Source organism: Roseibium sp. HPY-6 (assembly GCF_040530035.1).
Taxonomy (GTDB): Bacteria; Pseudomonadota; Alphaproteobacteria; order Rhizobiales; family Stappiaceae; genus Roseibium.
Window position 1 is genome coordinate 2,286,422 of sequence record NZ_JBEWCD010000002.1, and the last position, 12,241, is coordinate 2,298,662.

General features: G+C 55.9%; 10 protein-coding genes. 1 reads left to right on the forward strand and 9 read right to left on the reverse strand.

Features of this window, described 5'->3' with window-relative positions; translation table 11 throughout:
- Positions 1 to 30 precede the first annotated feature (30 nt).
- From ABVF61_RS21585 to ABVF61_RS21610, 6 genes are all read right to left on the reverse strand, one after another.
- Entirely contained in the window at positions 31 to 807 is a 777-nt protein-coding gene (locus tag ABVF61_RS21585) for a substrate-binding periplasmic protein (protein ID WP_353995597.1), read from the reverse strand.
- A gap of 27 nt (positions 808 to 834) precedes the next feature.
- Positions 835 to 3,264 carry an EAL domain-containing protein gene (locus ABVF61_RS21590; RefSeq protein ID WP_353995598.1) on the reverse strand — a complete coding sequence of 810 codons (2,430 nt, stop codon included), beginning with the start codon at positions 3,262 to 3,264 and terminating at the stop codon, positions 835 to 837.
- 363 nt (positions 3,265 to 3,627) lie between these two features.
- On the reverse strand, positions 3,628 to 4,062 hold the full coding sequence (locus ABVF61_RS21595) for a universal stress protein (protein ID WP_353995599.1): 435 nt from the start codon (positions 4,060 to 4,062) through the stop codon (positions 3,628 to 3,630).
- Positions 4,059 to 6,686: a TRAP transporter permease gene (locus ABVF61_RS21600; protein WP_353995600.1), complete on the reverse strand. Its 2,628-nt coding sequence runs from the start codon at positions 6,684 to 6,686 to the stop codon at positions 4,059 to 4,061. The genes ABVF61_RS21595 and ABVF61_RS21600 overlap by 4 nt, the downstream gene beginning before the upstream one ends.
- A gap of 185 nt (positions 6,687 to 6,871) precedes the next feature.
- A complete protein-coding gene (locus ABVF61_RS21605) occupies positions 6,872 to 7,840 on the reverse strand; it encodes a TAXI family TRAP transporter solute-binding subunit (protein WP_502949986.1) in 969 nt (322 codons plus the stop codon).
- A 53-nt stretch (positions 7,841 to 7,893) separates the two neighbouring features.
- On the reverse strand, positions 7,894 to 8,763 hold the full coding sequence (locus tag ABVF61_RS21610; protein WP_353995601.1) for a MurR/RpiR family transcriptional regulator: 870 nt from the start codon (positions 8,761 to 8,763) through the stop codon (positions 7,894 to 7,896).
- Positions 8,764 to 9,094: 331 nt separating this feature from the next.
- On the opposite strand from ABVF61_RS21610, the gene ABVF61_RS21615 reads away from it, so the two are divergent.
- Positions 9,095 to 9,721, forward strand: a complete 627-nt coding sequence (locus tag ABVF61_RS21615; RefSeq protein WP_353995602.1) for a LysE family translocator — start codon at positions 9,095 to 9,097, stop codon at positions 9,719 to 9,721.
- 65 nt (positions 9,722 to 9,786) lie between these two features.
- On the opposite strand, the gene egtD is transcribed toward ABVF61_RS21615, so the two are convergent.
- The 3 genes from egtD to ABVF61_RS21630 are packed head-to-tail and all read right to left on the reverse strand — an operon-like array spanning position 9,787 to position 12,187.
- A complete protein-coding gene (egtD, locus tag ABVF61_RS21620) occupies positions 9,787 to 10,734 on the reverse strand; it encodes an L-histidine N(alpha)-methyltransferase (protein ID WP_353995603.1) in 948 nt (315 codons plus the stop codon).
- Positions 10,731 to 11,996, reverse strand: coding sequence for an ergothioneine biosynthesis protein EgtB (gene egtB / locus ABVF61_RS21625; protein ID WP_353995604.1), 1,266 nt, complete (start codon positions 11,994 to 11,996; stop codon positions 10,731 to 10,733). The genes egtD and egtB overlap by 4 nt, the downstream gene beginning before the upstream one ends.
- On the reverse strand, positions 11,993 to 12,187 hold the full coding sequence (locus tag ABVF61_RS21630) for a hypothetical protein (RefSeq protein WP_353995605.1): 195 nt from the start codon (positions 12,185 to 12,187) through the stop codon (positions 11,993 to 11,995). The genes egtB and ABVF61_RS21630 overlap by 4 nt, the downstream gene beginning before the upstream one ends.
- Positions 12,188 to 12,241: the final 54 nt, after the last annotated feature.

The window sequence follows — 12,241 nt, forward strand, 5'->3', positions numbered from 1 at the left end:
GCTTACGGACAAAGTTCTTGAATGACAGCTTCAAGACGTGATCCCGTAGGTTTTCAGGATCATGCTGTGCGTTCCGTCTTCGACAAGCGAATTGAAAGCATTTTGCAATTTCTCGACGACCTCATCTGAGGTCTGGTGATGGAGTGCCAGATACAACTGCCCGCGGTCTAGTTCGTAGACAGTTTCATAGTCGTCCAGATTGGCGCCGAATTGTTGCAATCCCCAGCGCGTGACCTTGGTCTCGTAAGAAATCGCATCGACCCTGCCGGCCATCAGCTTCCGGAAGTTCTGTTCGTTTGACAGGACCGCTTCGATCCGGTCGTCCGGAACCCCTTGCGCCCGTAGCAAAAGCTGTCCGACATCGTCCTTTACGACACCGATCCTGATGTTCGCCAGGTCATGCACGGTCTTGATTTGCAGCTCACGGCTCTTTTTCGCCGTCAAGCCGACGACGGTTGGCACAAACGGCCCGACCCACTTGAACAGCTCCTCACGGTCCTGGGTGCGCGTCGTCGAAAAAAGCGCATGCCCCGGCCGTTGCAGCGTGAGGTTATAACCGCGTGCCCAGGGGAGCAGTTCAATATCGCTGCGATCATGACCTGAATTCGTCCGCCGGAAGATTTCGGCCATGATTTCGACGCTGATCCCACTCAGGCCCGATCCATTCTGATAGTTGAACGGGGGATATTCCTCAGTCATGACCTTGAGCGCATTCAGTTCCGAGCGAGCAAATGATGCTCGTCCCAGGGGCAGGGTAGAGAAGGCAGCAAGGCCGGCGACAACGGATCTCCTCGTCAAGTCTCGCATCGGTTGACCCTCGTTCTCCAGGTTGTCCTAACCAAATCCGGTGTTTTTGAATGCAACGTCCAATGTCGGCGCTGTTGCTGCGTTTGCGCTGCTTTCACGGGAAAGCAGAACGTCCAGGGGCGCTGCTTTTCCAAACAGGAAGCCCTGGCCTGTTTCTACGCCCAAGTCGACAAGGCACTTGCGCTGGCGTTGGCTTTCAATACCTTCCGCAATGACACTAAGGTCAAGCTTTCGCGCGAGCCCGACAATCGCTTCGATCAGGGCGGCATTCTTCAAAGAGCGTTCGTTTCCGTTACCTGCGTCGAGACCATCGATAAACGATCTGTCGATCTTCACGATATCGACCGGGAAACGGTTCATGTAGCTGAGCGAAGAGAAACCGGTACCGAAGTCGTCAAGCGCAAATGCGCAGCCCAGTTGGCGGATGTCTTCAATGAGACCGTCCAGTCCCATGCTGTTCTGCATCAAGGTCGTTTCCGTGATCTCGAGCACCAGTTGACCGGGGCGAATGGAATGCGCCGAAAGCTTGCCGGCAAGCTTGGTTGGCAAGTCGGGAAGAAACTGCGCCGCAGAAAAATTGAGCGCCACATAGCTCGACCGCCACTGGTCCTCAGATTGCAGGCGGTCAAGCGCTTGGAGCCCAAGTTCGAGGACGAGATCTCCAATTTCCAGGATCCCGCCGGTCTGTTCCGCCGCGCGGATATACTCCAGCGGAGGAAGTACGCCTCTTTCGGGGTGCACCAGCCGCAACAACCCTTCAAATCCCACGGGGGTGCCGCTCTTGAGATTGACGATGGGTTGGAAATGCAGCTCGAACCAGTCGTTTTTCAGCGCTTCGGAGATGATCTCCTTTACCTCGAGCTGCTGCGCTGCCTCTTTGCCGAACTGCTCGTTGAAAACGCAAAAACCGTTGCGTCCGCTGTTCTTCTGCCGATACATCGCAACATCCGATGCCTTGAGAAGCTCCTCCGCACTTTTTGCGTTCTCCGGGTAGAACGAGATGCCGACGCTGGCGGAAATTTGCAAAGTTCGGCCGCCGAGGTCAATCGGCCGGTTCAGGGTCCGGTTGATCTTGGTCGCAAGGTCAACAGCGCGTTTTTTGGTAGATTCGCACGACAACATTATTGCGAATTCATCGCCACCGAAACGGCCGAAACTGTCGCCTTCGTCCAGCAGCTGTGCAACTTCCCGGGTCACGGATTGCAAGACACGGTCACCTGCAAAGTGACCCAGGTTGTCGTTGACCCACTTGAAACGGTCGAGATCGAAAAACAGCACCGCAATATCTGCCTCGCCATCGCTGTTTTCGATTGCGGCATTCAGTCGGTCTGCGAAGCCTTCCCGATTCAATAGTCCCGTCAGGAAGTCCGTGCGCGCCTGCCGCAGGATCTTGGCCTCAGCCGCCTTCAACTTGCTGATATCCGTCATGACTGAGAGCGAGCGCCGACCGGCCGAACTGTCGTCGAAGTCCTTGGTTTCGGTGATCAGGACATCAAGGCGTGTTCCGTCCGCCTTTTGAAACACCGAGGTGACCTCAAGGGTCTCGTTCTTTCCAACCGAGAGCATTCCGCGGTTCGTCAGATAACCGTCTTTGAAGTCCTCGTGGATGAACTCGGAGAACCTGCGCCCGATGACCTGCTTTCGGCTGTAACCGGTCGCGTGAAGCCAATAATCCGAAACCTTGATGATCCGGTCTTTGCTGTCGATCGAATACAACATGACCGGCGTGTTGTTGTAGAGAAACGCCAGCCGCTTGTTCGCCTTGATCAGCTGCGCTTCGTCCTGATCCAGACTGTCCTGCATTTCGTTGAAGGCGTTTGTAACCCGGCCCAACTCGTCCGAAGACGTCCAGTCGACTTTCTTTCGCGTTCCCGTGCGATGCGTCGTCTCAATGGCAGCATTCAGGCGCGTCAGAGGCCTGGAGATCATGAAACGGTTGGCGATCAGTGCGGCCACGAGGACCGAGATCGTGGACACGATAAACAGGATCGCGGATTTGCCGACCTCCCGTATAGCCGCATTGCTTATGTGATCGGACATGAACCGGATGCGCAGCGTACCCACAAGGTGATCCGTGCCGTCGACCGAATGCGTGATTTCCTTGGAAAAGAGCGCTTCTTCAGTCCCGGGCATCGTGTGCAGGTTTTCGCTGTTGGTGACGTGCGTGAGGCTTTTGCCCTTATCGTCCAGGATTTCGATGCTGAATATGTCGCGGTCATTTGCGATCGCCCCAGCCCATTTTCTCAGATTTTCGTAGTCGAAATCCCAGAGAACCTTGCTGAGGGCCTTGCTGTTGGCTTCCAGAAAAACACGTTTTTTGGCGAGCATTTCGCCTTCCAGAGTGTCCTTCGTGATGATGAAAAAGGTTATGAGCAAGGGACCGTTTACAGCTATCAAGGCCGCAAACATGATGGCGAGAAACTTCCGCTGCGTTGATGTCTTAATCAGTCTCAGCATGGAGTAAGAATACCCCGGTTGCGGTAAACAAAGTGCTTCTCTTATGGTTGAGAAGTGTTGCGTATTGTCTATTCTATCGCTGCGTATGTTGTTATTTTTCAGCAGCTATCAGCACAAAACATAGCCTGATTCGCCTAATCGAATTCAAAATACATTTTGATAATTGCAGGCAAACGAAACGAATGCTGTCTTCCTGGCACATTCTTCTTGCAACGCAAGAGCTGAGTATTCCCTTTATTGTCAGTTACTTGTCCTGCCGCTATGGTGAGCCACGCGGTTTTTGCGCACGGGTAAACCGTGCTTGAAGGCATTCAGCGGCTTTTGCTTTTGCGGCTGTCAGCTCCTGATTACAATTGGCATCGGTCAGTTCCGCACGATGTAAACGGAACACTCCGAGTGTCTTGCAACGCGGGCAGCGTTTGGACCGAGCAGAAACTCTTTCAGATCGGGCTTATGTGCGCCAATGACGATCAGGTCGGAGCCTGCCTGTTTGGCTGCCTGCAGAATTTCCTCATAAATCGAACCCGCCGCGACGATATGACGAATATCCTTGTTGCGCTCCTCACCAAGCACCTTGCTGACCATAGCCGTCAGCGCGTCCTTGGTCTTTGAAACCATTTCGCCCTGAAAATTCTCGTCGAAGTAGGAGTTCACAAGCGTCACGCCATAGTTTGGAACCACCGTTATGACATCGAGTTGCGCGCCGTCGAGGCGCGCGATCTTGTCGCCGGTCTCGAGAACCCGGATATCGTCCTCATGGGAAACGTCGACCGCACACAACACTGACTTGACCGTCATGCCGCCACTCCTTTCTCGCGACCAACGCGTGCGCGCTGGATCAGATAGACCAACACCAGAAGCAGAAGGCCGGGGATATAGATAAGCTCCTTGGGAAGCTGTTCGACCTCGATTTGAGCCGTCTTCGCAATAACCGGGTCGTCGGCGTAGAAATCAAAATCTCCCAGCTCTTCGAAATAGGGCGTGCCGGGGAACGGTTCGTCGATTTTCAGAACGCCATCCTCATCCAATACAGTAAGGCCGAGAGCCTCGAGCCTGGCTTCACCGCCTGTTTCTGAACCGGGTTTCACCACGATTGTCTTTTCGGTGGTGTTTCCTGTGTCGAAATCGGGTCCGCTTACCGTGACCCGGATCTCCTGACCCGCCGGTGCGTTTCCGACAGCCTGCACGAACTGTGACGGCTCGATCTGCTCGAACGGGGGTTGGATACGGTTCATGAAGAAATCTGGCCGGAACAGGATGAATGCAATCAGCACCAGCGCGACACTTTCATAAATCCGGCTTTTTGTTACGAAATAGCCCATCGTGCCCGCGGTAAAGACGAGGATCGCTATCGTCGCCACGAAGAAGACGAGCGTCCCCTGAAGCCAGCCGACATCGATCAAAAGCAGGTCCGTGTTGAAAATGAACATGAAGGGGAGGGCGATCGTTCGCAGCGAATAGAAGAAGGCCGTGAATCCCGTTCGGATCGCATCGCCGCCGGAGACGGCCGCCGCGGCAAAGGACGCCAATCCGACCGGTGGCGTCACATCCGCCATTATCCCGAAATAGAAGACAAATAGGTGAACCGCGATGAGCGGCACGATCAGGCCGGACTGGGCGCCCAGCTCAACCACGACACCTGCCATCAGCGATGACACCACGATGTAGTTCGCCGTTGTCGGCAGTCCCATGCCAAGCACAAGCGACAGCAGGCCGACAAACATCAGCATGAGCACAAGATTGCCGCCCGATACGAATTCGACCAGATCGGCCATGACCTGACCGATACCGGTCAGCGTAACGGTGCCGACGATGATGCCGGCGGTGGCCGTGGCCAGTCCGATGCCGATCATGTTGCGGGCGCCGTCGATCATGCCGTGGACGAGATCGTTGACACCTTCCTTCAGCTCATTGAAGGTTTCGCTTTCCCCGCGGAAGATCGCCTTGATCGGGCGCTGGGTCAGCAGGATCACAAATAGAAGCGCGGTTGCCCAGAAGGCGGAAAGACCCGGCGATTTCTGCTCGATCATGAGGAAATAGACGAGCACGACAATCGGCAGCAGATAATAGAGGCCCGCCTTGTAGATCTCGGAGATTTCCGGAAGTGTGATTTCCTTCTGGTTGGGATCGTCCGGATGCAGGTCATCGACAGTCGCTGCAAGCTTCAAGAGAGCCAGGTAAGCGACAAAGACGAGGACGGCCAGGATCCAGCTCGCGCCTTCAGGAACGGCTGCAACGATCCAGCCGACCGGGAATTTCACGCCGTAACAAAGTGCGGCGAAACCGGCGAAGAAGAAGAACATGCCAAGCACGGTGCGCAGCGTCGAAACGGTTTTGTGCCCGATGGTGGGCATGTTCCGCTTCACGGCTTCAAGGTGAACGATATAGACCAGCGCGATGTAGGAAATGACGGCCGGCAGGAAGGCGTGCGTAATCACGTCGACATAGGAAATACCGACATATTCGACCATCAAAAAGGCCGCAGCGCCCATGACGGGTGGCATGATCTGTCCGTTGACGGATGATGCGACTTCAACGGATCCGGCTTGCTCGGATGAAAAGCCGACACGTTTCATCAGGGGAATGGTGAAAGTGCCGGTGGTCACAACGTTTGCGATCGAAGAACCGGAAATCAGACCGGTTGCGGCAGAACCGACGACAGCGGCTTTCGCAGGTCCACCCTTCAGGTGACCGAGCGCGCCGAAGGCCATCTGGATGAAGTAGTTTCCGGCACCTGCCTTGTCGAGCAGAGCACCGAAGAGAACAAAGAGGAACACGAACTTGGTGGAAACGCCGAGCGCTATGCCGAAGACACCTTCCGACGTGATCCACATATGGCTCATGGCTTTCTTCAGCGAGGCGCCCTTCCAGCGAATGACCTCTGGCACCCATTCCGATGAACCGAAGAAGACGTAAAGCAGAAAAACGGTGGCGACAGCTGCCATGGCCGGACCGAGCGCCCGCCGCGCCGCCTCAAACAGAACAACGATGCCGGCAAGCGCGAACCATTTGTCCATGTCATCGGCAAGACCGCCGTTGTTGACGATTTTTTCGTAGAAAAAGAACCCGTAGAGGGCGATGAACGCGCCGAAGAGGGCGAGGATCCAATCCTGTATCGGGATGTAATGGCGCGGGCTGCTCCGCAGCGCCGGATACGCCATGAATGCCAGGAACATTGCAAACGCAAGGTGAAACTGGCGGCTGTTGTTGATCAGGTCCCCCGGCAGAACGTAGTAGGCGATCGGGGAGGCCAGCAGAACCTGAAAGACTGACCAGGCAAAGGCGACGGCGGCGAGCAACAGGCCAACACTGCCGGCCGGATTGCGGGATCCGGAATCAGAAGCAGCGACCAGTTCCTGAAGTTCTTCTTCGGAAAGACCTCGTCTCGTGTCCTGATTGTTTGCTTGGTTTTGGTCCGCCATGAAAGTTCCCCATCTTTCGGCTCTTGTTTTGAGCCGCTGCCCACTGGTTTCGGGTCTTCAGGGCCTCTCCGGCCCTCGAAATCACATGTCGTGCAATTGAAACGCACCTGAGCCTTTCAGACGGCTTCTTCCGGCGCAAAAGGATGGGTCCGGAGAAATGTCTCCGGACCCTGAATGAATGTGGCTTAGTTGATCCAGCCTTGTTCTTTGTAATATTTGGCAGCGCCAGGATGCAGCGGTGCGGACAGGCCGTCAGCGACCATCTCTTCCGGCTTCAGGTTGGCAAACGCCGGATGCAGCTTCTTGAACGCGTCAAAGTTCTCGAAGACCGACTTGACCAGCGTGTAGACCGTGTCGTCCGCAACGTCTGCAGAGGTGATGAAAGTCGCGCCCACACCGAAGGTATTGGTGTCGCCGTCGTTACCTCTGTACATGCCGCCCGGAATGGTCGCCGTGCGGTAGTAGCTGTTGTCGTCGACGAGTTTCGAGACAGCGTCACCACCAACATTCACCAGAACGGAATCGCAGGCGGTTGTTGCTTCCTGGATCGAACCGGACGGATGACCAACCGTGTAGACCATGGCATCGATCTGGTTGTCGCAAAGCGCTGCGGACTGTTCGGCTGCTTTCAGCTCGGTCGCCTGTGCGAAGTCGCCGGTGGTCCAGCCCATGGCGTCCATCAGGACTTCCATCGTGCCGCGTTGACCTGAGCCGGGGTTCCCGATGTTGACCCGTTTTCCTTTGAGATCCTCAAAGTTCGCGATGCCGGAATCGGCGCGTGCCACAACAGTGAACGGCTCCGGATGCACCGAGAAGACCGCGCGAAGGTTCTCGAACGGGCCTTTGTCTTCGAACTTCGAAGTCCCGTTAAAGGCGTGATACTGCCAGTCGGACTGCGCCACACCGAATTCCAGTTCGCCTTCGCGCACGGTGTTGATGTTGTAGACCGAGCCACCGGTGGATTCGACGGAGCAGCGGATGCCGTGGTCTTTCCGGCCCTTGTTGACCAGCCGGCAGATCGCGCCGCCTGTCGGGTAGTAGACGCCTGTGACACCACCGGTACCAATCGTGATGAATTCTTCAGCCGATGCTGCACCGGTAAATGCAATGCTGGATGCCAGGACGGCACCTGCAAGATTCATTTTCATCATCATTTGACTAGGCTTCCCTCTTGTTAAAATTCTCAAGTCAAGCGTGGTTCACCACCCTAGACATTTTCAAACTCATCGAGCAAGCGATTATACTTGTCGACCTCCTGGATCCTTGCGTCTGCTTCGGATCCGGCTCGCGCAACCAACATGCCTGTTATTGTTTCTATGAGCACAAGCGTGGCTGCGTAAGACGAAAAAAAGTGTGGACTTTCAGTGCGTTGAATGAAGTGAAAGTCGGCATATTGCAGGCCGGGAAAGGCTCGGCTGTCCGTCAGAACAACCACCTTGGCACCGCATCCGGACGCAAGTTTGGCCGCCCTGACCGAGCGGTGTGCGTAAGGATGCTTGGAGATGATCAATACCGTGTCTTCCGCCCCCAGAGCGGCAAGGGTGCTGCCCAAAGTGGTTCCGTTCCGGCCGGCGACCAGCCAGCGGTCGTCAAACCACTTTGCCAGGTAGGCGAAGTAATCCGTGAAGCCGGCCGAGGCGAGCGCGCCGATGAGAACGATCTTCCGTGAAACGGCAAGCCGGTCGACGACGGTCTCGAGCGTTGCAGGGTCGATGTCCGCGACGAGGCCCTGGATATTGTCGATGCAGGCTGCAACCTGGCGCGGCAGCAACGGTTGATCCACGTCGCTGCGAAGACGCCGGGCTTTGTCCTGAAAACTGTCCTGCTCGCGTTTGCTGAGCTCAAATCGCGCCTGTTCCCGAAGCGCTTCATAGTCTGAAAAGCCGAGCGCCCTTGCCAGTCTGGTATAGCTTGCCGGGCTGACGCCGCTTGCGCTCGCAACGGATCTCAAGCTTCGTGTCGCTATTTCCACTTGATTTTCAGCTATATAGTCGGCAGCAATGCGAAGAGTTTCACTCAGCTCAGCATAACTGGCCGAAATTGCCGTGCGGATTTGGGGCTGCGAACTTGCTACCATTTGTTTACTGTTTCATTTGTTTTTTGCCTTGTCAAACCCTGAAACAAATGTTTCGCTGGCGCGACTTTTGAAAGTGAAGCGACCACTCCCCAATGACCTTTCACTGCTGTCCCGCATGTGCTTTGGCCGTTGTAATCGCAGGCAGCGTTGTCGCTCGAGCCTGGCCTGTTCATTATTGGAAAAAGAGTGATGATGACTGTCTGTCAGCGGGAACGAGATCAATCATTCTCCGGATTGAAGAGGCATTCAGGTCCGTGGCTTTGCGCCTCGCAGGGGCTTGATCTTTTTGGGCACACTCGCCAAACCTTCCTGAGAAACGGGGGAGCTAGCCTTGATACCCATTGAAGTGTTGAGTGTCTTTTTCGTTGCCGCGGTCGCGCTTGGCCTTGCGCCGGGGCCGGACAACATCTTTGTACTGACACAGTCGGCGCTTCATGGCCGGTTTGCCGGCCTGTTGGTCTCACTTGGCCTGTGCACGGGGCTTGTCGTGCATACCGTCGCGGTCGCGTTTGGTGTCGCCGCGATTTTTGAAACATCTGCGTTGGCGTTCACGGTTCTGAAGGTGGTGGGCGCCGGTTACCTGCTTTTTCTCGCCTATCAGGCCTTTCGCGCCGGAAGCGCTGAATTACCGAAAGGCGACGGACCGGTCCTGTCGGGATTTGCGCTTTACCGGCGCGGCATCGTTATGAATGTCACCAATCCCAAGGTCGCAATATTTTTTCTGGCCTTTCTGCCACAATTCGCGGACCCCGCACGAGGGTCCGTTCCGCTTCAGATCCTGGTGCTGGGTGCACTCTTCATCGTGGCAACAATTCTGGTGTTTGGTGCAGTGGCTTTGGGCGGCGGCTTGCTCGGAAGCTATCTCCGGCGCTCGACAAAAGCTCAGATCTGGCTCAACCGCCTGGCGGGAACCGTCTTTGTCGTGCTGGCCGCCCGCCTTGCCATCGCAGAGCGTTGATCGCGCAACAGAACTGCCTGGAGGCGCTACGAAGGCGGTCTCCAGGCAAAGCGCGTTTGTTCAGTTCAGATCGCCTGCAGGACGTAGACAGAAAACCAGGATTGCGCATCGCGGTGCTCGTCCAGGATCCGCCAGCCGCTCCTGTTGGCTATTTCAGCGAATGCGGCCGCGTCATATTTGTGCGAGTTTTCCGTGTGGATGGTTTCACCTTCCTGGAAGGGAATCACGGCGTCACCGATCTGCACGGACTGGTCCGCAAGGCTTTCAAGATGCATTTCAATGCGGCTTTCCGATGCGTTCCAGACGGCTCTATGGACGAAACGTTTCAGCTCGAAAGTACCTGAAAGATCCCGGTTGATCCGTTGCAGCAGATTAAGATTGAAAGCTGCTGTCACGCCGGAGGGGTCGTCATACGCTTCCAGAAGGACCTTTTCCTCCTTTGGCCTGTCGACACCCACAATCATCGTGGCATCGGGCATGGCCTCCCGGACGGATTGTAGCAGCAAGGTAGCTTCGTCCTTTTCGAAATTTCCGATCGTGGAGCCGGGAAAAAATACCAGAACCGGTAACTCGGGCAGCAAGGGGAGCTTGCCGAGAGGTTGGGTGAAATCGGCTGCAACGGGTATCACGGCAAGGGAAGGGTAGGCGCGGCGAACACGATCGGCGGCATCTTTCAGGTGATTGGCCGAGATGTCAACCGGCATATAGACCGACAGGTCCGGAAAGGCGTCGAGCAAAAGGTTCGTCTTTCGGCTCGATCCGCTGCCGAGTTCCACCATAGCGCCGCGCGCTCCTGGGAGGCGCGCGAAATTGCGTGCGTGTTTTTCCAAAAGAGCAAGTTCGGTGCGCGTTGGATAGTAAGCATCCAGCTCCGTGATGGCTTCAAACAGATGCGAACCGACATCGTCATAGAGCCACTTGCTGCTGATGGTTTTCCGCGGCGCCTTGAGACCTGCCAGGATATCGTTCCTGAATTCAGTCACCTGATCTACAGGGGGAACATGTTTGGTCATTGGTCTGCTGCCAGTCTGAGCCCCAGCATTTGCCAGCGCTGATGTGGATAGAAAAAGGTTCGATAAGAAGAACGCATTTGAAGCTTCGGGGTTGCGCAGGAGCCACCGCGCAGAACCATCTGGTTCACCATAAACTTGCCGTTATATTCACCGATCGCTCCCTCGGGCGGCCGGAAGCCCGGATAAGGCGAAAAGGCGCTGCTGGTCCATTGCCAGACATCTCCCCAAAGACCTTTGCGTTGACCGATCGGTACGTAGCTGCCACTTTCAAGGAAGTTTCCGTCAATCTCAGTTGGCTCCGCCGCAGCTTCCCATTCGGCTTCCGTTGGCAGGCGGTGTCCGCTCCAGCGCGCAAAGGCTTCGGCCTCGTAGTAGCTGACATGAACAACGGGCGCGTTCAGGTCGACAGGACGCGGGCCCTGAAGGGTATAGGTCCACCACTGGCCGTCCTGCTGCCACCAGTAAAGGGGCGAATCCCAGCCGTTTTGCTCACGCACCGCCCAGCCTTCCATCAGCCAGAGCGTTTGGGTCTCGTAGCCGCCGTCATCCATGAAGGCGATCCAGTCCCCGTTGGTCACTGGCCGGTCGGCAAGTTTGTAGGGATTGAGCCAGACCTTGTGTCTGGGGCCCTCACAGTCGTAGGCAAATCCGGTCCCGTCGTGCCCTATCTCAACAAGGCCACCGTCATAGGACGTCCAGCTGCGCTCCGGCGGTGTCCCGACGACGGCAGGCTGGGGCGTAATGTAGGTCGGCAGGAGCGGGTTGTATGAAAGGGCATGCAGGAGGTCGGTCACGAGCAGCTCCTGGTGCTGCATCTCGTGATGACATCCCAGCGTTAGCAGAGCGTTCAACTGATCCTGCTCAAGCGTGAACCTGTCGTAGATCAGTGCTTCGCGCAGCGCGTCTTCGACATGGGCGCGATAGGAGGTGACCTCGGTCACGCTGGGTCTGGACAAGAGGCCACGTTTCGATCGCGTATGCCTTGGGCCAGCCTGCACATAATACGAATTGAATAGAACGGCGAACCTGTCGTCTTTGGGATGGTAGCCGGGCAGATGCGGTTTCAGGATAAATTCTTCAAAAAACCACGTCGTGTGCGCCAGATGCCATTTGGGCGGGCTGGCGTCTTCCATCGATTGAAGCCCCATATCTTCGTCGCTGAGCGGGGCGGTAAGTTTTTCCGTCTGTGTCCTTGTTGCGTAGAAAAAATCCAATAGATCAGAAGCGGAGGATGTGTCGCTCCGTTCGTCCAGGTAAGTCATGTATTTCCCTCCACGAGGGCATCGGCAAGATTGCCTTCCACCGGCCCTGTGACTGCCACCAAGCGACCTGAACGTAGGAAACAAAGTTGGCATTCCAACGTTGGGAAACGCACCACACCGGTGCAAAAATGCGCTAATAACGTGGCAATACGCTTGGTGTTTAAGAAAATCACCATGATTTCAGAAATCATCGAAATTCGCTCCTGATTAGCGTTAAATCAGCAATTCGTTGATATTCGGCGGGT

Coding starts and splice junctions, on each gene's coding strand:
- ABVF61_RS21585 (WP_353995597.1), bottom strand. CDS start 807: ATGCGAGACTTGACGAGGAGATCCGTTGTCGCCGGCCTTGCTGCCTTC.
- ABVF61_RS21590 (WP_353995598.1), bottom strand. CDS start 3,264: ATGCTGAGACTGATTAAGACATCAACGCAGCGGAAGTTTCTCGCCATC.
- ABVF61_RS21595 (WP_353995599.1), bottom strand. CDS start 4,062: ATGACGGTCAAGTCAGTGTTGTGTGCGGTCGACGTTTCCCATGAGGAC.
- ABVF61_RS21600 (WP_353995600.1), bottom strand. CDS start 6,686: ATGGCGGACCAAAACCAAGCAAACAATCAGGACACGAGACGAGGTCTT.
- ABVF61_RS21605 (WP_502949986.1), bottom strand. CDS start 7,840: ATGATGATGAAAATGAATCTTGCAGGTGCCGTCCTGGCATCCAGCATT.
- ABVF61_RS21610 (WP_353995601.1), bottom strand. CDS start 8,763: ATGGTAGCAAGTTCGCAGCCCCAAATCCGCACGGCAATTTCGGCCAGT.
- egtD (WP_353995603.1), bottom strand. CDS start 10,734: ATGACCAAACATGTTCCCCCTGTAGATCAGGTGACTGAATTCAGGAAC.
- egtB (WP_353995604.1), bottom strand. CDS start 11,996: ATGACTTACCTGGACGAACGGAGCGACACATCCTCCGCTTCTGATCTA.
- ABVF61_RS21630 (WP_353995605.1), bottom strand. CDS start 12,187: ATGATTTCTGAAATCATGGTGATTTTCTTAAACACCAAGCGTATTGCC.